Source organism: Mesorhizobium sp. C399B (genome assembly GCF_030323185.1).
Lineage (GTDB): Bacteria > Pseudomonadota > Alphaproteobacteria > Rhizobiales > Rhizobiaceae > Mesorhizobium.
Genome location: NZ_CP100472.1, coordinates 2,291,873 through 2,314,809 on the forward strand (window position 1 = coordinate 2,291,873; position 22,937 = coordinate 2,314,809).

General features: G+C 62.7%; 21 protein-coding genes. 6 read left to right on the top strand and 15 right to left on the bottom strand.

Annotation, left to right across the window (positions count from 1 at the left end; genetic code table 11):
* Nucleotides 1–4: 4 nt before the first annotated feature.
* Both NLY36_RS10845 and NLY36_RS10850 read right to left on the bottom strand, forming a co-directional pair.
* The gene (locus tag NLY36_RS10845; protein WP_245260182.1) at nucleotides 5–1,807 is read right to left on the bottom strand and encodes an MORN repeat-containing protein; all 1,803 of its coding nucleotides are present in this window, start codon (nucleotides 1,805–1,807) and stop codon (nucleotides 5–7) included.
* 192 nt (nucleotides 1,808–1,999) lie between these two features.
* The gene (locus tag NLY36_RS10850) at nucleotides 2,000–3,079 is read right to left on the bottom strand and encodes a trypsin-like serine peptidase (RefSeq protein ID WP_023686603.1); all 1,080 of its coding nucleotides are present in this window, start codon (nucleotides 3,077–3,079) and stop codon (nucleotides 2,000–2,002) included.
* A 402-nt stretch (nucleotides 3,080–3,481) separates the two neighbouring features.
* Between NLY36_RS10850 and NLY36_RS10855 the strand changes: the two genes are divergently transcribed.
* Complete coding sequence (locus tag NLY36_RS10855; protein ID WP_023713445.1) at nucleotides 3,482–4,573, top strand: S1 family serine peptidase; 1,092 nt, start codon at nucleotides 3,482–3,484, stop codon at nucleotides 4,571–4,573.
* Between the two features lie 80 nt (nucleotides 4,574–4,653).
* On the opposite strand, the gene mgrA is transcribed toward NLY36_RS10855, so the two are convergent.
* The 7 genes from mgrA to NLY36_RS10890 all read right to left on the bottom strand — a co-directional run bounded on the left by mgrA (nucleotide 4,654) and on the right by NLY36_RS10890 (nucleotide 12,005).
* On the bottom strand, nucleotides 4,654–5,700 hold the full coding sequence (mgrA, locus tag NLY36_RS10860) for an L-glyceraldehyde 3-phosphate reductase (protein ID WP_023686605.1): 1,047 nt from the start codon (nucleotides 5,698–5,700) through the stop codon (nucleotides 4,654–4,656).
* Nucleotides 5,701–5,757: 57 nt separating this feature from the next.
* Nucleotides 5,758–6,900: a Gfo/Idh/MocA family protein gene (locus NLY36_RS10865; protein WP_023669799.1), complete on the bottom strand. Its 1,143-nt coding sequence runs from the start codon at nucleotides 6,898–6,900 to the stop codon at nucleotides 5,758–5,760.
* An 11-nt stretch (nucleotides 6,901–6,911) separates the two neighbouring features.
* Entirely contained in the window at nucleotides 6,912–7,658 is a 747-nt protein-coding gene (locus tag NLY36_RS10870) for a sugar phosphate isomerase/epimerase family protein (protein ID WP_023669800.1), read from the bottom strand.
* 99 nt (nucleotides 7,659–7,757) lie between these two features.
* Nucleotides 7,758–8,858 (bottom strand): ABC transporter ATP-binding protein, encoded by a 1,101-nt coding sequence (locus tag NLY36_RS10875; RefSeq protein WP_023735127.1) that lies wholly within the window; start codon nucleotides 8,856–8,858, stop codon nucleotides 7,758–7,760.
* Nucleotides 8,859–8,863: 5 nt separating this feature from the next.
* Nucleotides 8,864–9,799 carry a carbohydrate ABC transporter permease gene (locus NLY36_RS10880; protein ID WP_023669802.1) on the bottom strand — a complete coding sequence of 312 codons (936 nt, stop codon included), beginning with the start codon at nucleotides 9,797–9,799 and terminating at the stop codon, nucleotides 8,864–8,866.
* Nucleotides 9,792–10,685: a carbohydrate ABC transporter permease gene (locus tag NLY36_RS10885; RefSeq protein ID WP_023683029.1), complete on the bottom strand. Its 894-nt coding sequence runs from the start codon at nucleotides 10,683–10,685 to the stop codon at nucleotides 9,792–9,794. Before NLY36_RS10885 ends, NLY36_RS10880 begins: the two co-directional genes overlap by 8 nt.
* An 81-nt stretch (nucleotides 10,686–10,766) precedes the next feature.
* Nucleotides 10,767–12,005, bottom strand: a complete 1,239-nt coding sequence (locus NLY36_RS10890; protein WP_023683028.1) for an ABC transporter substrate-binding protein — start codon at nucleotides 12,003–12,005, stop codon at nucleotides 10,767–10,769.
* 392 nt (nucleotides 12,006–12,397) lie between these two features.
* On the opposite strand from NLY36_RS10890, the gene NLY36_RS10895 reads away from it, so the two are divergent.
* Nucleotides 12,398–13,441, top strand: a complete 1,044-nt coding sequence (locus NLY36_RS10895; RefSeq protein ID WP_023683027.1) for a LacI family transcriptional regulator — start codon at nucleotides 12,398–12,400, stop codon at nucleotides 13,439–13,441.
* 34 nt (nucleotides 13,442–13,475) lie between these two features.
* Here NLY36_RS10895 and gnd read toward each other — a convergent pair whose 3' ends face one another.
* Nucleotides 13,476–14,903, bottom strand: a complete 1,428-nt coding sequence (gene gnd / locus NLY36_RS10900; protein ID WP_023735129.1) for an NADP-dependent phosphogluconate dehydrogenase — start codon at nucleotides 14,901–14,903, stop codon at nucleotides 13,476–13,478.
* Between the two features lie 206 nt (nucleotides 14,904–15,109).
* On the opposite strand from gnd, the gene NLY36_RS10905 reads away from it, so the two are divergent.
* Nucleotides 15,110–15,547, top strand: coding sequence for a VOC family protein (locus tag NLY36_RS10905; protein ID WP_023735130.1), 438 nt, complete (start codon nucleotides 15,110–15,112; stop codon nucleotides 15,545–15,547).
* Between the two features lie 25 nt (nucleotides 15,548–15,572).
* On the opposite strand, the gene NLY36_RS10910 is transcribed toward NLY36_RS10905, so the two are convergent.
* The 5 genes from NLY36_RS10910 to NLY36_RS10930 all read right to left on the bottom strand — a co-directional run bounded on the left by NLY36_RS10910 (nucleotide 15,573) and on the right by NLY36_RS10930 (nucleotide 19,828).
* On the bottom strand, nucleotides 15,573–17,198 hold the full coding sequence (locus NLY36_RS10910; protein ID WP_023735131.1) for a copper resistance CopC/CopD family protein: 1,626 nt from the start codon (nucleotides 17,196–17,198) through the stop codon (nucleotides 15,573–15,575).
* 53 nt (nucleotides 17,199–17,251) lie between these two features.
* Nucleotides 17,252–17,770, bottom strand: a complete 519-nt coding sequence (locus tag NLY36_RS10915; RefSeq protein ID WP_023686612.1) for a YcnI family copper-binding membrane protein — start codon at nucleotides 17,768–17,770, stop codon at nucleotides 17,252–17,254.
* Between the two features lie 39 nt (nucleotides 17,771–17,809).
* Nucleotides 17,810–18,349, bottom strand: a complete 540-nt coding sequence (locus tag NLY36_RS10920; RefSeq protein WP_023700139.1) for a copper chaperone PCu(A)C — start codon at nucleotides 18,347–18,349, stop codon at nucleotides 17,810–17,812.
* 104 nt (nucleotides 18,350–18,453) lie between these two features.
* The gene (locus NLY36_RS10925; protein WP_023735132.1) at nucleotides 18,454–18,810 is read right to left on the bottom strand and encodes a DUF2946 family protein; all 357 of its coding nucleotides are present in this window, start codon (nucleotides 18,808–18,810) and stop codon (nucleotides 18,454–18,456) included.
* Between the two features lie 118 nt (nucleotides 18,811–18,928).
* Nucleotides 18,929–19,828 carry a GntR family transcriptional regulator gene (locus NLY36_RS10930; RefSeq protein WP_023735133.1) on the bottom strand — a complete coding sequence of 300 codons (900 nt, stop codon included), beginning with the start codon at nucleotides 19,826–19,828 and terminating at the stop codon, nucleotides 18,929–18,931.
* Nucleotides 19,829–20,084: 256 nt separating this feature from the next.
* Here NLY36_RS10930 and NLY36_RS10935 point away from each other — a divergent pair, with 256 nt between their 5' ends.
* From NLY36_RS10935 to NLY36_RS10945, 3 genes are all read left to right on the top strand, one after another.
* Entirely contained in the window at nucleotides 20,085–21,590 is a 1,506-nt protein-coding gene (locus tag NLY36_RS10935; protein WP_023728563.1) for a UxaA family hydrolase, read from the top strand.
* Between the two features lie 53 nt (nucleotides 21,591–21,643).
* A complete protein-coding gene (locus tag NLY36_RS10940; protein WP_023735134.1) occupies nucleotides 21,644–22,642 on the top strand; it encodes an aldo/keto reductase in 999 nt (332 codons plus the stop codon).
* Between the two features lie 73 nt (nucleotides 22,643–22,715).
* Complete coding sequence (locus NLY36_RS10945; RefSeq protein ID WP_023669815.1) at nucleotides 22,716–22,931, top strand: hypothetical protein; 216 nt, start codon at nucleotides 22,716–22,718, stop codon at nucleotides 22,929–22,931.
* Nucleotides 22,932–22,937 lie beyond the last annotated feature (6 nt).

A 22,937-nucleotide genomic window follows, 5' to 3' on the forward strand; every position in this document is an offset into this window, starting at 1 on the left:
GACCTCAACAGCCTTGCATATCTTCCGGCAGATAGCAGACCGCCGGCTTGGTGCTGGTTTCAAACAGCGACTGCTTCGGCCTGAAATAGAAGAACGTGGCCGGCTTGCTCTCCCGTGTGCTGCCATCGGCGAAATGGGCGGCGATGCTGAAGCGATGGATCGACGACATTGACGACCACATTTTCAGCCGTGCCGTGTAGGCGCTGAGATGCTTATTGCCGCGCACCGGCATGGGGATGCTGTAATCGGTCTTGCCGATCGGAAATTCGATGTTCTGGTAGCGCAGCGCTTCGGGCGACGCGCCGCCGCCATCGCCGCATTCGGCGAGCGATTCTGGAACCTCGATGCTGACCAGCGAGACGATGACGCGAAACGGCTCGCTCTGTTGGTAGATAGCGCCCTGTTCGTCCGCCCAGGAATAATCGAGCTTGCCAATCCCGGTCACGCTCATTTTCTCGACGCTGCCGCTGATGTAATCGGCAACGTCGCCGAACTTGACCTTGTTGGCCACCTGGGCGCGGCAGACATCCAGGCTGTCCCTTGACGGGCAAGTGAAGCGCTCGGTCTCGAGCGTGGTTGTGTCGACGCCGGCTTCAATCAGCACGTTCTTGATCGAGACGTCGACGCCGTCGCCGAAAGTGCCGATGTCCTTCGTGAACGTGCGGCTCGGCTCGCCGGTCGCGTTGTCCTCCTCGTCGGTCCTGGTGAACTGGATCGACATCTTCATGTCTTTCACGTCGCCCCAGCCATTGTTGACGATCGAGAAGTCGGGGCGGAAGCCGACGCAGCCATAATGCTCGCTGATCGACAGCATCGGCTTGCGGTAGGCCTCGCTCGCGGCCACCTTCATTTCCAGGCTGTCGATCTTGACCCTCGACTGGTCGGTGGTCTTGAGGTCGACTTCGGCGAAGGCCGGCGCCGTCTCCCAGTCCATGCCTTCATAGACATTGCCGGTACGAATCTCTCCGGTGCCGTTCCAGGCATCATTGTACTGGTCCGACACCGGATAGATCGCGATGTCTTCGTCGCGCACCAGATGCTGGTACTGCATGTCGGCCTGCTGCGTCATGCGCTGGTCGACGGCAATGCCGATCTCGACCTTGTCGGCGGAACCGCCGCCGGTCTGCGCCTTGAGCAACCCGCCCACTCTGGCATCGGCCAGCACGTCGGGGCGCGCACCGCCGATCTCCTTGCCCATCGCCCATTGCGACCAGTAGACGGTGCCGCCGGGCAACCGGGTGCGGCCCTTGCCATCCTTCAGCCCATCGGCAAAAGAGCCGACGAATATCTTGCCTGTCTTCGTCTCCAGCCTGCCCTCGCCATTCGGCACACCGGCCCTGAATTGCCCTTCATAGCGATTGCCGTCGGCATCGACATGGATCGCATGGCCGTCGAGCTGGCCGGCGACCCAATGGCCGTCGAGAATCTCGCCCGAACGCAGCTCCAGCCGGCCTTGTCCTTCGGGGCGGCCATTCCTGATCTCGCCGAAATAGCTGGAATAGATCGTCTTGGGGTCGTAGCTCGCCGAGCCGCGTACGCGCCAGACCAGCCTGCCCTTGCCGTTGACGGTGCCGTCGGCTGCGACGGTGCGGTCCGGCGACACGCCGGCTGCCGGCTCCCAGGTGAAATCAAGACCCAATTCCGGGTGGGAATCCCAGACCCGTACATTCTTGCGCAGCACCGAACGTGTTTCGCTTTGATAGAGGATTTGCACCCGCTCGGCCCAGGCGCCATCGGGTGCGGCACCGCCTTGATCGGCCATAGCGGAAAAGCATGTCAGTGCGGCCAGCATGGATGCAGCCGCCATCGCTTTGACCCCGAAGATCATTCTTGCCCGCGCCATCTTACCCAACCCCTTGGATCGCCTAGCGTAAGCACCGCTGCAATACAGTGCAAGAGAGGTGTTTCGATACAAAAAAAACCGGCGGCAGGAACGTCCCGCCGCCGGTTTGGTAGTGCTGGTTATCGCCGCTGTTTGCCGGCGAAAGATCATTCAGCCTTATTTGTACAGGCTGTTGATCCACGCCACGTTGGCGGCGTTCAGGCGCACCGCAGTGTTGGCGTTGGGGCTTTCGGCCACGTTCACGCCGGTGACGACGCGCTGCTTGGCGCCATTATCATAGGCGTAGACCGAGCTGCCGCTCGATCCCGGATAGGTGTCGCAGTCGTACTGGAAATACTCCGCGCCGACGTTTTCGGCTTTCACTTCGCAGGTCGCCTTCCACATCGTTCCCATCGGCTTGTCGCCGGGGTAGCCAACGATGTTTGCGGTGAAATCGCCGAGGTTCTCATAGTTGGCATAACCCAGCCAGCCGAGATTGGTGCCGACATCCTGCTTCAGCGTGATGATGCCGAGATCCCACGGAATGACCGAGCCGTAGTAACCCTGATAATTGTCGATGAAGCCCTGCAGGATATAGACGCTCTCGTAGCTGAAAGCGCCAAACGGTGCATCGTCGGCGGTGTTGCCGTTGAGCGACGGCACGAAGATGACGTCGTCGAGCCAAGCCTTGTCTTCATTGCTGTAGAGGCAATGCGCCGCGGTGAGCACCGTGCGCGGACCGATCAGGGTTCCCGAGCAGCTGCCGTAACCGCTCTTGGCTTTGCCTTCGATATAGCCGATCGCGGTGAACGGGTACGTCTTGGTGTTCTTGATCTGCTCGCGGTCGTCGGCCCCGAACACCTGGCGGCCGGCTTCGTCGCCGCCCGTCAGCCCGGTCTTGTTGGCCGCTGGTGCGTTAGCGGGCGCATTCAGTTCCTTGATGACAAGGTCCTTCAGCGTCTCGCCGGCATCGATCTTGATGTCCTTGCCATCGGCGGAACGTCCGACGATGCCATAGGATTTGACCGCCGTGCCCTCGTCGGTCAGCGGCGCTGCCCGGCTGGCTTCATCTTCGGTCAGTTTCGGCGGCGCGATCGGCTTTGCACGGCCGGGCTGGTAGTCGCCCGTTCCGAGATCGCGCATGCTTTCGCCATTGCCGGCATTCGCTGAGCCGGGATCGGCGGCGAAGGCAGGCATCGTCCACAGTGCGGTGGATAGCAGTGCGGACGCAATGATAGTGCTTGTCAGTTTCGTCATGGTGAGACTCTCCCAAAAGTCAGCAAGGAGTGGAGCAAAATACAGAAATATTGTCGAGATCGTGGTGGAGTTAAAAAATTAGTTTGGTTACCCGCCCGTATCGGATCATCGGTCCGGGCGGCCTCGTTAAAGCCCTCCGCCAAACGCACCCGCGTCGATATACTGCCTAAAATAATCCAACATTGGCAATGACAAATCGCTTCCACGTAGCCCGTGGGGGGCTATAGGGTTTGGGTGGGCTCTGCCCGATGGGGCACGATTAGCAAAAGTCGTATTTCGGTTTTATGACCGCGCGGATGTCGTTCGTTCTGGCAGAAGGCGATCGAGGTACCGGTACCGCTTCTGTTGGTTATGCGTCATGGCGGCATGGCTCGGCATTTTTCATCTCAGGAGGGTTTCAAGGTGAACATTATCCATCGGTTCAGGCCGCTTGCCGCTGCATCGCTGCTGGGGATCGCGGCCGCTTTCCCCGCCGTCAACGCGCTCTATGCAGCCGACGACGCCGCCAGGCCGGAAGCGGCGGTCTCGCCGATGCAGCGCGTCGCCGAATCCCGGGACAAGGCCAAGGCCGAGAATCCCGACGGGGCCGACCGCGTCTATGGCGGCAAGGAAGCCGACAAAGGGGCCTATCCGTTCCAGGTGGCGCTGCTGACCAGCGCCCGGCTGGACCCCAGCCCGGCCTCGCAGCCGAACGCGCAATTCTGCGGCGGCAGCCTGATTGCTCCGCAATGGGTGCTGACGGCGGCGCACTGCCTCAACGACAAGGGCCGGCCGATTTCGCCCGACACGGTGACCGTGCTGACCGGCGCCACCGATCTTACCGAAGGCAAGCGCTACAAGGTGGTCGAGGTCATCGTCAACGAGGGCTACAGCGAACAGACGCTGGACAATGATCTCGGCCTGCTCCGGCTGGCGGAGCCCGCCGATGCGCCGGTCATCAAGATCACCAATGAGCCGACGCCAGACAGCGGCAAGACCACGGTCATCGGCTGGGGCAAGATGCAGGACGGCACCTTCCCGACCGCGCTGATGGTGGCCGATCTCGATCTCGAGCCGAGCGCTGCCTGCAACAGCGGCATCAAGTCGATCTATGCGCATGACCTGAAGGCGGCACTTGGCGATCTCTCGCATCGGATGCGTTATTCGGAAAAGGGCATCGATGCCGCCGCCAATGCGATCGCCGCCGATATGTCGGATCCGCTGACCAAGAACATGATCTGCGCCGGCACCGACAGCGGCGAACGCGACGCCTGCAACGGCGACAGCGGCGGTCCGCTGTTCATGACCGGCGCCAACGGTCCGGTCCAGGTCGGCGTCGTCTCCTGGGGCGAAGGTCCGTCCGACGGCACCGCCGCTTGCGGCCACAAGAATGCCTATGGCATCTACACGCGATTGGCCAACTATACGGGTTGGATCGAAGCCAAGATGAAGACCCCGGCTCCCGCAGCCGCGGCGGCGCCCAAGGCCGGTCTCGGCACGGCCAAGAAGCCCTGAACGGGCCCGAAGCTTGATAAACGCAAAACGGCGGGATCTTTCCCGCCGTTTTGATTCATGTCCGGTGCCGGCTGTTCCGCTTACTTCCGCGGCGGGCCTTTGCGCTCGGCCGACGCCGCCCACAGATTGATGTCGGACTCGCGTGCGTAAGTGTCGATTTCGGCGAGCTCGGCATCGCTGAACTCGAGCACCTTGAGCGCGCCGACGCAGTCCTCGACCTGTTCGGGCCGGCTGGCGCCGATCAGCGCCGAGGTGACCCGGCCCTTGCGCAGCACCCAGGCTAGCGCCATCTGCGCCAGCGTCTGGCCACGCTTGCCGGCGATCGCGTTCAGCGCCTGGATGTTAGCGATGGTCTTTTCGTTGATGAAGGCGGGCCGCAGCGACTTGCCTTGGCTGGCGCGGCTACCCTCGGGGATGCCGCCGAGATATTTGTCGGTCAGCATGCCTTGCGCCAGCGGCGAGAACACGATCGATCCGACACCGAGCCCTTCCAGCGTATCGAGCAGTCCGTCCTCTTCGACCCAGCGGTTGAGCATCGAATAGCTCGGCTGATGGATGATGCAGGGCGTACCGAGCTGCTTCAATATGTCGGCGGCCTCGCGCGTGCGCTGCGAATTGTAGGACGAGATGCCGGCATAGAGCGCCTTGCCGGAACGCACCGCATGGTCGAGAGCGCCCATCGTTTCCTCAAGCGGCGTATCCGGATCGAAGCGGTGCGAATAGAAGATGTCGACATAGTCGAGCCCCATCCGCTTCAGGCTCTGGTCGAGGCTCGCCAGCACATATTTGCGGCTGCCCCATTCGCCATAAGGCCCTGCCCACATCTCATAGCCCGCCTTGGTCGAGATGATCAGCTCGTCCCGATAGCCGGCGAAGTCGGTGCGCAATATCTCGCCGAAGGCGATCTCGGCCGAGCCGGGCGGCGGGCCGTAATTGTTGGCGAGATCGAAATGGGTGATGCCGAGATCGAAGGCCTTGCGCGCGATCGCCTGCTTGGTCTTGTGCGGCGTGTCGTTGCCGAAATTGTGCCACAGGCCGAGCGAGATCGCCGGCAGTTTCAGGCCGGATCGCCCACATCTGTTGTAGAGCATTTTCTCATAGCGGTGTTCAGCCGGCTGCCAGCGCATGGGTACAGATCCTGGATTGTATGGGTGTCGGCGCGAGCGCGCCGACACCCTTCTACCTCATTTCTGCTTCGCCAACAGTCCTTTTGCGTCCTTGACGCCGAGTGCAGCCGGCCGCTCGCAGCTGGTCTGCATGGCGACGAACTTGCCGGTCTCGCCCGACCGCAACAGGCCGGTCATGACATCGACGGCATGCAGCGCGAGCTCCATCGAGCAACGATGCGGCCGGCCCTCGGCGATCGCCAGCGCCATGTCGGCAAGGCCTGCGGTGCGGTAGTTGGCCATCATGCCCTGGCCGTGCATTTCGTTGGGCACGCCGAACGGATGCTGCCATTTCGGCAGTTTCTTCACCGGTTTTGCCGCCTTGGTTATGCGCACGTCGCCACCGAAGAAATTCGGATCCGGCACGAACACCGTGCCCGTCTCGCCATAGAGTTCCATCGGCGCGTGACCATGCGCCCAGACGTCCCAGCTGGTGTTGAGCGTGATCACGGCGCCGTTCTCGAACTCCAGCAGGCCGTGGATCGTCGTCGGCGTGTTCACCGGGATTTTTTCGCCCGCGCGCGGTTTCGACGAGATCGTGCGTTCCTTGGCAGGCGTCGTCGCGAAGGCCGCCACCTGCTTCACCGGCCCGATCAGCTGGATCAGGTTGGTGATGTAGTAGGGCCCGATGTCGAGCACCGGCCCGGCGCCCGGCTGGAAGAAGAAATCGGGATTGGGGTGCCAGTGCTCCATGCCGTGGCCCATCACATGACAGGTGCCGCTGGTGATCTTGCCGAGCGCGCCGGTGTCGATGAGGTTGCGCACCAGCTGGTGCGCGCCGCCGAGGAAAGTGTCCGGAGCCGAACCGATGCGCAGCCCTTTCTTCTCGGCCCGGCTCTTGAGGTCGAGGCCTTCCTTGACCGACAGCACGAACGGCTTTTCCGAATAGACGTGCTTGCCGGCATCGAGGATCTGCTTCGACACCCCGTAGTGCACCGCCGGGATGGTGAGGTTGACGACGATGTCGATCTCGTCATCCTTGAGCAGTTCTTCGACGGTCTCGGCGCGCAGCTTGAACTCCTTCGCCCGTGCCTTGGCCGCGTCCATGTTGATGTCGGCGCAGGCGCGCATCTCAATGCCGCGAAACAGCGGCGCCAGCGAGAAATACGCTTTCGAGATGTTGCCGCAGCCGATGACGCCGATACCCAGTTTCTTTGCCATGATGATTGTTCCTAGTAAGCCTTGACGGATGCGAGCGAGCGGCTGGCGAAGCGCTCGATATCGTTGGGGTTGTCCTGTTCCATGACGTAATATTTGGCCGCGCTCTTCGCCCGAAGTGTCTTGATCAGGCCGGCCCAGTCGATGGTGCCGTGGCCGACATCCGCCCAGCCGTCCTCGTCAAGGCCTTCGCCTGACTTGGCCATGTCCTTGACATGGACGGCGCTGATGCGCTTGCCGTGCTTTTCGATCCACGGCAGCGGATCAACGCCACCGCGGACTACCCAGGCGACGTCCATCTCCCAGCCGATGTCGGGCGCAGCCGACAGGATGTGATCCTGCGGCACCGAGCCGTCGGCGAGTGTCTTGAACTCGAAATCATGGTTGTGCCAGGCAAAGCCGTAGCCGGCTTTTTTTGCGGTCTCGCCGACCTTGGCCAGACGCTCGCCAAAGCCGCGCCAGCCGGCAGCGTCGGCCGGCCGCTGCTCGGCCAGCAGATAGGGACAGATGACGAGCGTGATGCCGAGTGCGTCGGCTGTTTTGCGTACCCCGTCGAAATCATTCTCCAGCGCATCGATCGAGAAATGTCCGGTCGGCATCGAAAGCCCGTTCTTGTCGAGTTCGGCGCGGAACGCCGTGGGGTCGTCATAGACGCCGCCGAAACCTTCGACTTCCTTGTAGCCGAGCTTGCCGAGCATTTTCAGGATGCCGTCCCACGGCTGGAAATTGCGGGCGCTGTAGAGTTGGAATGACCAGTTCATCGTCTCTGTCCGTTTCTTGGGTGGTTAAGGCTTGGGGATGTTTTCGGGGGATCGTTTCGGTCGTTCTTGGGAGGATGGTTTGCGGATGATTCTAGAGGGTCACAGGCGATTGCCGGTCGCAGCGTCGAACAGCGAGGCGCGCGCCGGGTCGAAACCGAACTGGATCGGATCGCCGCTGCGCAGCGTCCGTTCCGCCTCGACGCGGAAGGAGAGGTTGCGGCCGGCAAGCTTCGTCCACACCAGCGTGTCGGAACCCATCGGCTCGACGATCTCGACCGAACCGCCGGCGGAAAACGGCATCGACTTCGCCGCGTCACCGAAAGCGATATGTTCAGGCCGGATGCCCAGCACGCAAGCGCCGGCCGGGCGCTCCGTGCCGTCAAAGGTGTAGCGGTCGAGCGGCACCGAAACACCGTCGGTCCTGAACACTGGAGCAGCACCGGCTTCCAGCTCCCCTTCGAGGAAATTCATCGCCGGCGAGCCGAGGAAGCCGGCGACAAACCGGTTGACCGGCCGGTTGTAGATCGTCTGCGGCGCGTCGAGCTGCTGGATGACGCCGCCGCGCATGACCGCGATACGATCGGCCAGTGTCATCGCCTCGATCTGGTCGTGGGTGACGTAGATCATGGTGTTCTGCAGCTTGCGATGCAGAAGCTTGATTTCGACGCGCAGTTCCGAGCGCAGCTTGGCGTCGAGATTGGATAGTGGCTCGTCGAACAGGAAGACGTCGACGTCGCGCACCAGCGCCCGCCCGATCGCCACGCGCTGGCGTTGGCCGCCGGACAAGGCCGCGGGCTTGCGCTGCAAAAGCGGCTCGATCTGCAGGATCTCGGCGGCGCGGGCGATGCGCTTGGCGATCTCGTCCCTAGGCACGCCGGCAACGCGCAGGCCGAACGACAGGTTCTTCTCCACCGTCATTTGCGGATAGAGCGCATAGGACTGGAACACCATGCCGATGCCGCGATCCTTGGGCTCTTCCCAGGTGACGTTCTTGCCCTTGATGAAGATGCGGCCTTCGGAAATATCGAGCAGCCCGGCGATGCAGTTGAGCAAGGTCGACTTGCCGCAGCCCGAAGGACCGAGCAGCACGATGAACTCGCCCTCGGCGACCTCGAGATTGAGGGTCTGCAGCACCGATACAGAGCCGAAATTCAGGGACAGGTCCTGGATCGAAACGCTGGTGCCGTTGGCTGCCATCATCGCCATCACCCTTTCACCGCACCGGCGGCGATGCCGCGCACGAAAAGCTTGCCGGAAATGAAGTAGACGATGAGCGGCACGAGCCCGGTCAGGATGGTGGCGGCCATGTTGACGTTGTACTCCTTCACGCCTTGCACCGAATTGACGATGTTGTTGAGCTGCACCGTCATCGGATAGGTGTCGGGGCGGGTGTAGACGACGCCGAACAGGAAGTCGTTCCAGATGCCGGTCACCTGCAGGATGATGGCGACGACGAAGATCGGCAGCGACATCGGCGCCATGATCCGCAGGAAGATGCCCCAGAAGCCGGCGCCGTCGACCCGTGCCGCCCTGAACAGCTCTTCCGGCATCGAGGCAAAATAGTTGCGGAACAAAAGCGTGAGGATCGGCATGCCGAAGATGGAATGGACGATCACCAGGCCGCTGAGGCTGCCGTAGAGGCCGATCTCGCGCAGGATGATGACGATCGGATAGATCATCACCTGATAGGGGATGAAGGCGCCGACGATCAGGATGACGAAGAATGTGTCGGCGCCCTTGAAGCGCCAGTTGGCGAGCGCATAGCCGTTCACCGAGGCGATCGCGATCGACAGCAGCACCGACGGCACGGTGATGCGCACCGAATTCCAGAAGCCGCGCGAAAGCCCGTCGCAATTGAGGCCGGTGCAGGCGGTCGCCCACGCCTTCACCCACGGTTCGAACGTGATTTCGAGCGGCGGCGAGAAGATATTGCCCATCCGTATCTCGGGCATGCCCTTGAGCGAGGTTACGACCATCACGTAGAGCGGCAGCAGATAGTAGACCGCCACCACGATCAGCGTGCCATAGAGGAAGATATTGCGGCGCGAGAAGACATGCCGCGGCTTCGGCCCGCGCGGCCCGGAGGCTTCGCGCTCGGCGGCACCCGCGCTGGCGGGCAAAGGGACGGCCGGGTCAGCCACGCTTCCTGCCTCCAAATTCAAGGTAGGCCCACGGCACGACGACGATCACCACCGAGAGCAGCATCATGGTCGAGGCGGCAAAGCCCTGGCCAAGATTCTGTGCGAAGAACATGTAGTCATAGACATATTTGGCCGGCACTTCGGAGGCGATTCCGGGGCCGCCGCTGGTCTGGGCGACAACGAGGTCGTAGACCTTGACGATGCCCGACGCGATGATGACCAGCGTGGTGATGAAAACCGGCCGCATCATCGGGATGACGATGAACAGATAGGTCTTCCACATCGGGATCCCGTCTACCCGCGCTGCCTTCCAGATGTCCTCGTCGATGCCGCGCAGGCCGGCCAGCATCAGGCACATGATGAGCCCGGTGCCTTGCCACAGCGCCGCAATCGAAATGCCGTAGATGACGATGCTGGAATTGTAGAGCGGGTCGAAGTTGAAGCTCGTCCAGCCGAGGTCCCGCACCACATGCTGGATGCCGAAATCCGGATTGAGCAGCCACTGCCAGACCAGGCCGGTGACGATGAAGGAAAGCGCGAACGGATAGAGGAAGATGGTGCGGAACGTGTCCTCGAAACGGATCTTCTGGTCGAGAAGCGCTGCAAGCAGGAAGCCGATGACCAGTGAGAACACGAGCGAGATCGCGCCGTAGATCAAAAGGTTCTCGATCGAGATCAGCCAGCGCGGCGTCGCCCACAGCCGGTAATACTGGTCGAGCCCGGCGAAATTCAGCCGTGGCAGCAGCTTCGAATTGGTAAAGGAATAGAACACCGTCCAGACGGTGCCGCCGACGAAAACCACCGACGCGGTGAGGATCATCGGGATCGAGGCGACCTTCGCATTGATGTTGCGGAACAGCGGGTTGGGGCGTTCGCTCTTGCTCATCTCGTCAGCCGGCTGGGTAAGGGCGGTGCGATCCCGGCCCTGCTTTCGCAAGGCCGGGAGCGAGGTGTATTGCCTCCAACGTCAGTCTGCCGAAGCGATGAGGTCGGCGAAGCGCTTCTGCGCGTCTTCGATGGTCAGGTCCGGCTTGGCGAAGAATTCGGCGAAGAGATCTTCCTTCTGCTTCTGGGTATCCTGCGAAAGCAGTTGGTCCGTCCACGGGATGACGGCGCCCTTGGCGAGGATGGCCAGACCCTTCTTCATGCAGTCGTTCGCCGCATTGAGATCGACGTCACCGCGCACCGGCAGCGAGCCCTTCTTGAGATTGAAGGCGACCTGAGTCTTGGGGTCGAGCAGCGTCTCTGCCAACACCTCCTGCGCCTTGGACTTGTCGGCATCCTTGAGCAGCGGGAAATAGAAGGCGTCGCCGCCGGTGGCGATAACTTCGTTCAGACCGAGGCCCGGCAGGCAGGCATAGTCCTTGCCGGCGACCTTGCCGGCAACCTGGAACTCGCCTTGCGCCCAGTCACCCATGATCTGGCCGCCGGCCTTGCCGGTGATGACGAGATTGGTTGCCTGGTTCCAGTCCTGCACATTGGTGTTCTTCGCCATCTTGCGGGCATCGTCGGCGGCCTTGAAGACCTTGGCGATCTCGGGCCCGGCGGCGAACTTGGCATCCTTGTCCTTGTAGACCTTGAGGAACGCGTCGGTGCCGCCGACCGCCGCCAGCAGCACGTCGAAGGCGCCGGAAGATTGCCAGGCCTGTCCGCCGACAGCGAGCGGGATGATGCCCGCCTTTTCCAGGGCGGGCGCTGCCGCCACGAATTCATTCCAGTCCTTCGGCAGCGGCACGCCGGCCTTCTCGAAGGCTTCGTTCGACAGCCACAACCACTGCCAGGAGTGGATGTTGACCGGCACGCAATAGATCTTGCCGTCGATGGTGCAGCTGTCGAGCAGGCTCTTCGGCCGCACGATTTCCGTCCACTTGCCCTTGGTGGCGACATCGGTGAGGTCGCGCATCAGGCCGGCCTGCACCAGTTCTTCGGCCTGCCGGCCGTGATTGAACTGGGTGGCGCCCATCGGATCGCCGCCGGTGATGCGGCTGATCATGATCGGCCGTGCCGTGCCGCCGGATCCGGCAATGGCGCCGTCGACCCAGTGATTGCCGGTCGCGTCAAAAGCCTTCGCGAATTCCGCAACCGCCGCCGCCTCGCCGCCCGACGTCCACCAATGGGTGACTTCCAGGTCGGTGGCGGCCGCCGGGCCGGCAAGCTGAAGCGCGGCCGTCGCGGCAAGGGCAGCGGTCAAAAGTCTATAGCGCATTTCGGTTCCTCCCAGAATCTGAAACGTTACAGATTTTCGATACGGCAATTATGCGGTGCGTGCAACCCCTGAGATAAACGCGCTCGAATGTTTTTTCGAGGCGCGAACAAATTCGTTGCGTGCAAACCGGCAAACTCCGCGCAAAACCGGGTGCTGCGCTGCAAAATCATGCTGCAGCGCAAGAAAACCGTCTCGAACCTGATTGTCGCGCAACGTTTCTAGCCGCCAAAACCCTGCCAAAACCATGGCTTGAGAGACCCACGCGCTGCGATGTTGGAAATCTGTAACGTTTCAGTATATTGAGGCCTGACTGCGAAGAACCGTGCCACATCGTCATCGAAGCGATTGTCGGCTGGTCCGGCGGCTGCTATGCGCCTGACGGGGCGGGACGAATGGACAGGGACCAGACGGAGAAGGACGACGAGGCGTCGGCGCATGAGCGGCCGACGCTGAAAACGCTTGCCTTCATGACCGGGCTCGGCGTCACCACCGTCTCGCGCGCGCTCAAGGATGCACCCGAGATCGGCGCCGAGACCAGGCGGCGGGTTCAACTCGTCGCCAGGCAGATCGGCTACCGGCCGAACCGCGCCGGCGTGCGCCTGCGGACCGGCAAGACCAATGTTATCAGCCTCGTGCTCAATACCGAGCGCGAGATCATGAGCTTTGTCTCGGACATCATCTACGGCGTCTCGGAGGTCATTGCCGACACACCCTATCACCTGATCGTCACGCCCTACTCGCGCTCGCAGGATCCGCTGGACCCGGTAAAGTATCTGGTCGAGTCCGGCTCGGCCGATGGCGTCATCATCTCACGCACGCAGCCCAACGATCCGCGCGCCCGCTACATGCTGGAGCGTGGCATACCCTTTGCCACGCATGGCCGCACCGATATGGGGCTTGTCCACCCCTATCACGACTTCGACAATTACGCCTTCGCCGCCGAAGCGGTGCGCCATCTGGCCAGCGTCGGCCGGCGCCGGCTGGCGCTGGTAGCGCCGCCGGTCGGGCTCACCTATTACGACCACACGGTCAATGGCTTTGCCGACGCACTGAGCGAGGTCGACGCCAGCGAAGTGCCGTTCAACGCTGTTTCGATCGACCAGTCGATCGATCAGATCAGGACGCGGACCGCGCAGTTGATGCGCCGCGACGTCAGGCCGGACGGTTTCGTCAGCAGCGCCGCCGCAGCAACGCTGGCCATCGTCGCCGGCATCGAGGATGCCGGCCTGAAACTCGGCCGCGACGTCGATGTCGTGTCCAAGCAATCGTCGGAACTGCTGCATCTGTTCCGCCGGGAGTTGCTGATCGTCAACGAAGATTTCCGCCTCGCCGGCACCGAGCTTGCCCGCGCCGTGCTGGGCTGGATAGGCGGCGCGGCACCTGGCTCTTTGCAGACTGTGGTCAAGCCAGGCGACGTCGTCGCGTATCAGGGCTGACTGGCACGACCTGAGAGGTCCGCCTCACCTGACCCTAGCCGGCAGCGCCGCTGCCCCATGGCCCATGGAAAGCGCCCTGCTCGCCGATGCGCTCGAAGCCATGCGCGCCGAAGAAGTCGCGCTGCGCCTGGATCAGGTTCGAGGTGCCGCGGCCCTGGCGGTAGCTGTCGAAATAGGCAAGTGCCGACGCCAGTGCAGGCACCGGCGAGCCTGCTTCCGATGCCTTGGCAACGGTGCGCCTAAGCGACGGATGCGCCTCCTGCATCATGGTGGTGAAAGCCGGCGCCATCAAAAGGTTGGTGGACGCGCCGCCCGAGCCGAAGGCTTCCGCCATGGTGTCGAGCATCTGCGAGCGGATGATACAGCCGGCACGCCAAATCTTGGCGATGGTCGGCATCGGCAAGTTCCAGTTGAACTCCTTCGAGGCGGCGCTCATCACCGCGAAACCTTGTGCATAGGCGGCGATCTTGCCGGCGAGCAGCGCCAGCTCCAGATCTTTCAGAAATGCCGCCTTGTCGCCGGAGATCTTGGTGACGCCGATATTGCCATAGGCTTTTTCGGCCGCCTGCCGCTCATCCTTGATCGAGGACAGCACGCGGGCCGCCACCGCCGCCTCGATGGCCGTCGCCGGAATGCCGAGCTGCTGCGCCTCGATGACAGACCATTTGCCGGTGCCCTTCTGGCCGGCACGGTCGAGGATGATGTCGACCACCGGCTTGCCGGTCTTTGCATCGTCGGCGGCCAGCACCCTGGCGGTGATCTCGATCAGATACGAATCGAGCCGGCCCTTGTTCCAGTTCTCAAAGACCTTGCCGATCTCCTTCGGCCCCATGCCGAGACCGTCACGCAGGATACCGTAGATCTCGGCGATCATCTGCATGTCGGCATATTCGATGCCGTTGTGGATGGTTTTCACGAAATGCCCGGCGCCGTCTGTGCCGAGCCAGGCAGCGCACGGTTCATCCTTGAACTTGGCCGAGATCGCGGTCAGCACGCGTTCGACGCGCTTCCACGAGTCTTCGGTGCCGCCGACCATGATCGACGGTCCATGGCGCGCGCCTTCCTCGCCGCCGGATACGCCCATGCCGATGAAGGTGAGACCTGAGCCCGACAGTTCCGAAAAGCGCCGCATCGTATCGCGGAAATTGGCGTTGCCGGCATCGATGACGATATCGTTGTCAGACAACACGCCGCGCAGCGCTTCGATCTGTTCGTCGACCGGCTTGCCGGCCAGCACCATGATGATGACCGGGCGCGGCGGCTTGATCGCAGCTGCCAGTTCCTCCAGGCTGTAGCAGGGCACCACCATGTCCCTGAGCGAACCGGCGCCTTCGAGGAAGGCATCGGTGCGCGCCTTGGTGCGGTTGAAGACGGCGATGCGGTGCCCGTGCTCGGCAATGTTGAGCGCGAGGTTGGAGCCCATTGTGCCAAGGCCGATCAGGCCTATTTCGGCTTTTTCCATCGTTTCTTCCCTGCTTTCGGATTTTGTTGAGGCCGCGTTTTTCGGGATGCCCATTTTTCGGCGAGATGATTGACGGGCCTTTCGCGCCACGTCAACCGCCTCGCCGAATTGTGTTGCGTCTGCGTTGTGTCAGACCGAGTCAGGAAGGGTCAGTTGGTGACCAGGCGACGCCTTGCCGATCGAACATATGACGTTAGGTTGAACTTATGGCAGTCAAACGGATGGACAATGTCGGAATCGTCGTCGATGACCTTGACGAGACGATTGCTTTCTTTTGCGAGCTCGGCCTCGAACTGGAAGGGCGGGCGACGATCGAAGGCGAGTGGGCCGGACGTGTCACCGGGCTCGGCGATCAGCACGTCGAGATTGCCATGATGCGCTCACCGGATGGCTATAGCCGGCTCGAGCTCTCCCGCTTCCTCACGCCGACTGTCGTCGCCGATCACCGCAACGCCCCGGTCAACGCCCTGGGCTACCTGCGCGTCATGTTTACCGTGGACGACATCGACGACACGCTGGAAAGGCTCCGCAAGCGTGGCGCGCAGCTGGCCGGTGAAGTCGTCCGTTACCAGGACGTGTATCGGCTCTGCTACATCCGCGGGCCGGAAGGGCATCTCATCGGGTTAGCCCAGGAACTCGGCTGAGCGCCCTTCGCAGGCGGGCTGAATATCACTCGGCGCGGATATCGATCGGCGCTTCGATCTTTACCACTTCGAAATCCGAAACCAGAATATCGAGCCGCGCCGTCCAGCGGCCTGGAATCGGAATGACGAGATTATCGACGCGCCAGGTGCCGTCGCCTGGCTTGGTCGCCGGACGCTTGATCGGCTCGATCCCCGAATCGGGCTTGGACAGCACCAGCGTCACTTCCTTGGCGTCGAGCGGGCCGAAATCGCCGGTCATGATGACGATGGAGGCGGTGACCTCCCCGGTATGGCCGGGCGTGATGTCGATGTCGGCCATCGCCTTCATAGTGTGGATATGGGTCGACGTCGGTTGTGCCGCGGCGATTGCCAGGGCCCGTGGCGGCGGCGTGAAGCGCCAGCCGGCGGCAACGCCGAAGATCAGGAGCACGATCAGCATTTCGACTGAGATCGAGCGGCTAAGCCGTCGCCGCACTTCCGTCGCTCCGGCCTCGGCCAAGGCGGTGAGCCGCCATCGATTGACCGCCGCCAGCGTGAACAGAAACACCAGCAGCGCCAGCTTGATCAGCAGCAGCCGGCCATAGGCGGTGTTGACCAGTGCCGCCGGTGTCTGCACCTGGATGATGGCGAGCACCACACCGGCGGCGGCAAGCACTACCACCACGGGCATGATCGCGCGCGAAAACCGCCGCAGGAACGCCCCGGTTTCCACCGATTGGCTGCTCAACGCCAGGCCGAGCGGCAGCAATGCTCCAGCCCAGAAAGCGATGCCGGCGCCATGCAGGAACACCATAGGCCGCGTCAGCCATTGCGGTTCGGCTGCACTGGCATGGCCGCTGGCGGCAAGGGCTGCACCCACACCGGCCAGCCCGGCGAGCGCCAACGGCCTGGCGCCAGCACGCGATCCGACCAACGACAGCAGGCCAAGCCCGAGCGCCGCCAGCGAAATCAGCACCGTCCAGCCGAAGCTGGTGCCAAGCGCCGTCCGCCAGACCACCGGTTGCGCCAGCCGGGCGAGTGGCGCGCCCAGCGCGTCCAGCCCCTGGAACCCGAGCGACAGGGGTGCTGCGACCAGCCCGCACAGGATGGCGGCAATGACGAAGCGCTGGCCTGAGCGCTGGCCTTGCGCCAGCCATGTCAGCGCGAAGGCGCCGCCAATGCCGAGGAAAAGCCCGATGTAGAGAAGAACCTTGCCGGTCCAGATCGCTGACCGCAAATCTATATCGACAGCTTCCCCCACCGCCGGCGCCGCACTTGGCGCGCCAACGGAAAACAGCACCGAGCCGCCGACCGGATGGCCATCAGCGGAAATCACCCGCCAGCTCAAGACATGGGTGCCCGGCCCGAGCTTTTGTGGATTGTCGATCTCAACCGTTTGGTCGCTCAACCGAAACGAGGTCAAAGCGACAGGCGTACCGTCGGGCCGCACCAAGGTCAGCACCAGCGGCGACACAGGCTCGCTGAAGGTCAGCGAAAATTGCGTCGGCGCTCGCTCCAGAACCGCGCCGTCGGCAGGCTCGGCCTTGATCAGCGCCGCATGGGCAAAGGCCTGGTTTGGCGTGGCAAGGACGGCAAGCAGCAGGATCGCGGCCAGCAGGCCGAAGCACCTGCCGGCTGTCCGTTCTATCCGCTGAAAACAGGCCACGTTCATGCCATCCACCAAAACAGTGGCGCGCCGCTTCGAAGCAGCGCGCCGCCAATGCATCATTTCTTCGGCAGCAGGTTGAGGCCGGGCGCCGGATCTTCCAGCGCATCCTCATCCTGACCAGCCGCCGGAATCTCTATCCAACGCGTGGTGGCGCCATCGCATTCCTGCACCACCGGAAAATAGAGTTTTTGCCCGGCCGGCAGATCGGCGGCCAACGTGCCGCGGAAGACGAACTCGTCATAAAATTCATCCGGCAGGCTGCCGCCGCTCCAGTCGACTTCCTTGACGCCCGAGGTCACCGCTTCGCCATAGAGCTGGTAGGATTTCTCGTACTTGCCTTTCTTGACCTGCAGCGTCCAGCCGGGCTTGGGCATCGGCTTCACCCCGATCACCCCTTCCGGGATCTGCACGCGCACGGCAATCGTCGCCTTGCCGTCGCAGCCATGCGGCACGCGCAGCACGGCCTTGTAGGTCGAACCGACCGCAACCTCCTGTGTTTCGAGCGTGATATGGGCGAAGGCGGCACTTGTCCCCAGGACGAGGAATGCAGCGGCCGGCAAATGATGCTTGTTCATGATGGGTCCCTCTCGAAAAAATTGATTGGTAATAATTGGTCAGTCGTTGTCTTCCAGGGGTGGCGCGCTGCCTATGGCTTGCACGGCAAACTCGACGGTCACGGTTCCGGCCCTCTCGAAAGTCAGCGTAGCGGCAAACATCTGGCCTTCTTTAGGGGGCTGCTTCAGATCCATGAACATCACGTGATAGGCGCCGGGACCCAGCGTGACCTTGCCGCCCGCCGGGATATCCAGGCCACCACTGACCGGGCGCATGGTCATGACGCCATCCTTCACCCCCATTTCATGCAGTTCGGCCTTGCCCGAAATGTCGGAGGAAATCGATAGCAGCCGGTCTGGCGCGCTGCCCTTGTTGACGATGGTGAAATAGCCGCCGGCAACCTTGGCGCCGGCCGGCGTGGCGCGCGACCAGGGATGCTCGATCTCGATGTCACCGGCCTTGAATTCATGCGCAAGGACGGAATGGGAGCCGACGAACAACAGTGCAAAGGCGAACAGGGCGCTGCCGAGACGCTGCTCGATAGTGCTGAATAAACGGGTGCTGCGGTGCAACGCGCCGGCATGACGAAAACGGGACATGGGTAGGCTCCATGAATATGAGGTCGCGCCGTTGTCGGGCTGCGAACGTGTTTGTCATTGGATGATTATCGCCTGCGCAGGTTACGCAAAGCGAGCGGCGGTTTTCAGCCCGCAAGCGGCGGCGCGCGCGGATTGGCCGGAGAGCGCTCGCGCGTGACGACGGGATACCTGACTGCCGGCGGGGCAAAAGCGACTGTTTCCAAGGACTGGCTGACCGGCGCCAGGCCGACGCCTGCCGGCGGCGCATAGGCGACGGAGGCCATGCTGCAGCCGAGCATGCAGCACGCCGGCATATGCTGCTGGTGCGGATCGCCGCCGGGAAGCTTGACCGCTCCCTCATGGCTGCAGATGACATTGCCGAAAGCGTCGAGTTGCGAGGCATCCGGCGCAATGCCGAAGGCAAACACGCCGAGCGTCGACTGGAGCAGCAGCACACAGGTCGCGACAAACGCGGCCATCATGCTCCATCTCTTACGCCCGAAGTTCAAGGATCTGCCTCTTCACGCAGCAACGGCGGATACCTAGCATGCGTCACGCGGCCGGAAAATCGCCAAATCATCGCTGCGGCAACGCGGCGCGTTAAGAAGCAATCCGACCGATTTCCGGGATCGACGTCAACAGCGTGTGGCGTGCCGACTTCAGATGCTTGCGGCAGGCGGCGTCGACCTTGCCGAGATCGCGCGATTTCAGCGCCGCGATGTAGGCGAGATGCTCGCTCACCGCGACTTCGTTGCGCTCGCGCTCCTGCGCCTTGTTCCACTGGTAGTGGTAGTGAAAGATCATGGCGATGACGTCGTAGAAATCGACGATGAAGCGGTTGTGCGACGCCCGGTGGATCAGCCGGTGGAAGCGCTCGTCTAGCTCCGAGAATTCGTTGAAGCGGATGGCGATTTCGCTGGCCAGAAGCCGGTGCTCGTCTTCCAGCCGGTCGAGATCCGCCCAGACCGGACTATCCCCGGGCAAGGCGGCAAAGGCCGCCGCCGAGCGTATCTCGAACATCTCGCGGATTTCAGTGAGTTCGAGCGCGAAGGCTCGCGTAAATCCTTTCAGCACCCAGTGGCTGTTGCGCCGCTTCTCGATCAGGCCGAAGCGGGAGAAGCGGATCAGGAACTCGCGCACGCTGGTGGTCCCGACGCCGATCTCGCGCGCCAGTTCGAGCTCGTTGATCTGCATGCCGGCCTCTGCACCGCCGGCCAGCAACCTGCGCATAAACGACCGCTCGATGATCTGGGCCAGTGTGTCTGTCTCCTCCTCGGGGAAGAAATCATCCGGCTTCGGCGTCCTGAGCACTGTCTTGCTGCGTTTGTTCCACGCGATCAGCCCGGTCTCTTCCATGCGCGCCAGAATGGTGCGCACGGTGGTACGGCTGACGCCAAGCAAAGTGCCCAGCTCCGGCTCCGACGGCAGGCTCTGCGTCTCATCGAGCAGCCGCAGACCCCTGTTGTAAGCGTCCTTGTAGACGTTGTTGCTCTTCGACATCCCTGCCCCGTTGCGCGCCGGCGCTTGCTGTGGCTGGCTTGAAGCGCGATATCACATATGTCCTGGCGCTCACCCGGCAAAGCAAAACGCTCTGCGTGTAAGACGCCGTCCCCACAAGCCAAGCGTCCATCGGACGCATGGTCTCCTCCTGAAAAAACAATTGACGCACAAATGTTTTTTCACGATAAAAGACATTATATGTAAACAGACGCGTGTCAATCCGCGCATCCCCAGGAACAGACCCAGGAAACTGCCCGTGAACGCCTCGAACAGCATTCTTCTGTCCCCCGCCGACAATGTCGCGGTCGCCAATGGCCGCATCGAGATCGGCACCCCTCTGCCCGGCGGCGCCGTCGCCACGGCCTTGATCGAGCCCGGCCACAAGGTGGCGATCAAGCCTATCGCCGCCGGCGAGGCGGTGGTCAAGTATGCCCAGGCCATCGGCCGCGCCACCCAGGACATCGCGCCCGGCGACCACGTCCATTCGCACAATCTGGTCTTCGAGTCCGGCCGTCTGCCGGTCGTGCCGCCGAGCGAAGCGGAGCATGCCACCGAAGCTGACCGCGCCCGGACATTCATGGGCTATCGTCGCGCCGATGGCCGTGCCGGCACGCGCAACTTCATCGGCATCATCGCCAGCGTCAATTGCTCGGCCACCGTCTGCCACGCCATTGCCGACGAGGCCAACCGCGTGCTGTTGCCGAAATATCCGGGGATCGACGGCTTCGTCCCGATCGTCCATGGCCAGGGCTGCGGCATGAGCGGCACCGGCGACGGCATGATGGTGCTACACCGCACGCTCGCCGGTTACACCCGCCATCCGAATTTCGGCGGCGCGTTGATGGTCGGCCTCGGCTGCGAGGTCAACCAGCTCACCCTTTACGGCCAGAAGGGTGCGGCGGCGGGAAAACGCCATTTCAACATCCAGGACGCCGGCGGTTCGCGCAAATCGGTCGCAAAGGCGATGGGCGTGCTCGCCGAAATCGCCGAGGAAGTCGGCCAGTATCAGCGCGAGCCGATCCCGGTCTCGGAGATCGTCGTCGGCCTGCAATGCGGCGGTTCCGACGGCATGTCGGGCATCACCGCCAATCCCGCGCTGGGAGCGGCGGTCGACATCCTGGCCGGCGTCGGCGGCATCGGCATCCTGTCGGAGACGACGGAGATCTATGGCGCCGAACATCTGCTCGCCTATCGCGCGGCAACGCCGGAGATCGCCAAGAAGCTCGACGGTTTCGTCAAATGGTGGGAGGACCATGTCGCCAAGCACGGCGCCTCGATCGACAACAACCCCTCGCCCGGCAACAAGCGCGGTGGCCTGACCACCATCCTGGAAAAGTCGCTGGGCGCCGTGGCCAAAGGCGGCCAGACTCCGCTCAACGGCGTCTTCGGTTATGCCGAAAAGGTCACCGGCAGTGGCCTGGTGTTCATGGACACGCCCGGTTACGACCCGGTCTCGGCGACCGGTCAGGTGGCGGGCGGCGCCAACATCATCGTCTTCACCACCGGCCGCGGCTCCTGCTTCGGCTGCCGGCCCACGCCGTCGATCAAGGTCGCCACCAACTCGACCATGTACCACCAGATGGAAGAGGACATGGACGTCAATTGCGGCGTCATCGCTTCGGGTGAGAAGACCATCGCCGGCATGGGCCGGGAACTCTTCGAACTCATCGTCGAGACGGCATCGGGCCGCAAGACCAAGAGCGAGGCGTTCGGCTACGGCGACAACGAGTTCGTGCCGTGGCACCTCGGCGCGACGCTCTAACCACCGACGAAAAAAAACGGGCTGCAACGACGGCTCACAAGGGGAGGCTTTGGATGGACAAACGCCGCATCGGCACGACTGCGCTCGAGGTAACCGAGATAAGCTTCGGCGGGGCGGCGATCGGCGGGCTCTACCGGGCCTGTCCGCGCGAAGCGGCGATGGAGACGCTGCAGACAGCCTGGGATGCCGGCCTGCGCTATTTCGACACCGCGCCCTTCTATGGCTTCGGCCTGTCGGAGCGGCGGACCGGCGACTTCCTGCGCTACAAGCCGCGGGATTCCTATGTGCTGTCGACCAAGGTCGGACGGCTGTTCCGCCCGGTGCCGGAAGACCAGGTTCCCGATCATTCCTATGTCGACCCGCTGCCCTTCGCGCTCGACTACGACTACTCGTATGACGGCATCATGCGCTCGGTCGAGTTCTCCTATGCCCGGCTCGGGCTGAACCGGATAGACATCCTGTTTGTGCACGACATCGGCACCTACACACATGGCGTCGAGAAGACGAAGCTGCACTTTCGCCAGCTGATGGACGGCGGCTTGAAGGCGCTGGACGAGCTTAAAACGTCGGGTGTAATTTCCGCCTATGGGCTCGGCGTCAACGAGGTGCAGATCTGCCTCGACGTGCTGCGCGAAGCACCGCTCGACTGCATCCTGCTGGCCAGCCGCTATTCGCTGCTCGACCGCTCGGCTGAAGCCGAGTTGCTGCCGCTGTGTCGTGAGCGACAGACTTCGCTGATCATCGGCGGCGTCTTCAACTCCGGCATCCTGGCGACCGGACCGGTGCACGGTGCGCATTTCGACTATCTGCCGGCGACGCAGGACATACTCGAGCGTGTCGGCGCGATGGAGAAAATCGCTGATGAGGGCGGATATCCGCTGGCGGCGGCTGCATTGCAGTTTCCGCTGCAGGAGCCTGTCGTGGCCAGCGTGCTGACCGGAACGGCCAAGCCTGCCAACCTGACGCGCAACCTCGACCTGTTCGACGTCCAGGTGCCGCAAGCGGAATTCGCCCGCTACGCTCCCTACACCATCGTGCAGGAGCTCGGCTGACGAAACGCCACAATCACGGTTCTCAAGAAGGAATGAATATTCCATATTGACTCGACGGTGGAATTAATATTCCATGATGATCAAGGAGGATCGGGAGCGTCTGGACGTGGCACTGAGGATCGGCAGGGAGGTTTCCCCGCCAAGCCATGCGCAGGCCGATATGAAACACCGCTTGCGTCGGCCGGACCGATGCACTATCAAAAAGCGGCAACTGTTTTTTATTGATAAAGTTCTGTTTGGGCCGCGCCTATCCAAATGGAGCTTCCGTAACCTTCACCGGGCGATCTAGGGAGGA

Excerpts from the sequence above, each read along its gene's own strand:
- NLY36_RS10865 (WP_023669799.1), bottom strand. The coding sequence starts at position 6,900 with ATGGCAAAGAAACTGGGTATCGGCGTCATCGGCTGCGGCAACATCTCG.
- NLY36_RS10875 (WP_023735127.1), bottom strand. The coding sequence starts at position 8,858 with ATGATGGCAGCCAACGGCACCAGCGTTTCGATCCAGGACCTGTCCCTG.
- NLY36_RS10925 (WP_023735132.1), bottom strand. The coding sequence starts at position 18,810 with ATGATGGCCGCGTTTGTCGCGACCTGTGTGCTGCTGCTCCAGTCGACG.
- mgrA (WP_023686605.1), bottom strand. The coding sequence starts at position 5,700 with ATGCGCTGGCAGCCGGCTGAACACCGCTATGAGAAAATGCTCTACAAC.
- NLY36_RS10930 (WP_023735133.1), bottom strand. The coding sequence starts at position 19,828 with ATGTCGAAGAGCAACAACGTCTACAAGGACGCTTACAACAGGGGTCTG.
- NLY36_RS10940 (WP_023735134.1), top strand. The coding sequence starts at position 21,644 with ATGGACAAACGCCGCATCGGCACGACTGCGCTCGAGGTAACCGAGATA.
- NLY36_RS10845 (WP_245260182.1), bottom strand. The coding sequence starts at position 1,807 with ATGGCGGCTGCATCCATGCTGGCCGCACTGACATGCTTTTCCGCTATG.
- gnd (WP_023735129.1), bottom strand. The coding sequence starts at position 14,903 with ATGGAAAAAGCCGAAATAGGCCTGATCGGCCTTGGCACAATGGGCTCC.
- NLY36_RS10850 (WP_023686603.1), bottom strand. The coding sequence starts at position 3,079 with ATGACGAAACTGACAAGCACTATCATTGCGTCCGCACTGCTATCCACC.
- NLY36_RS10895 (WP_023683027.1), top strand. The coding sequence starts at position 12,398 with ATGGACAGGGACCAGACGGAGAAGGACGACGAGGCGTCGGCGCATGAG.
- NLY36_RS10945 (WP_023669815.1), top strand. The coding sequence starts at position 22,716 with ATGATGATCAAGGAGGATCGGGAGCGTCTGGACGTGGCACTGAGGATC.
- NLY36_RS10910 (WP_023735131.1), bottom strand. The coding sequence starts at position 17,198 with ATGAACGTGGCCTGTTTTCAGCGGATAGAACGGACAGCCGGCAGGTGC.
- NLY36_RS10905 (WP_023735130.1), top strand. The coding sequence starts at position 15,110 with ATGGCAGTCAAACGGATGGACAATGTCGGAATCGTCGTCGATGACCTT.
- NLY36_RS10870 (WP_023669800.1), bottom strand. The coding sequence starts at position 7,658 with ATGAACTGGTCATTCCAACTCTACAGCGCCCGCAATTTCCAGCCGTGG.
- NLY36_RS10920 (WP_023700139.1), bottom strand. The coding sequence starts at position 18,349 with ATGTCCCGTTTTCGTCATGCCGGCGCGTTGCACCGCAGCACCCGTTTA.
- NLY36_RS10885 (WP_023683029.1), bottom strand. The coding sequence starts at position 10,685 with ATGAGCAAGAGCGAACGCCCCAACCCGCTGTTCCGCAACATCAATGCG.
- NLY36_RS10915 (WP_023686612.1), bottom strand. The coding sequence starts at position 17,770 with ATGAACAAGCATCATTTGCCGGCCGCTGCATTCCTCGTCCTGGGGACA.
- NLY36_RS10890 (WP_023683028.1), bottom strand. The coding sequence starts at position 12,005 with ATGCGCTATAGACTTTTGACCGCTGCCCTTGCCGCGACGGCCGCGCTT.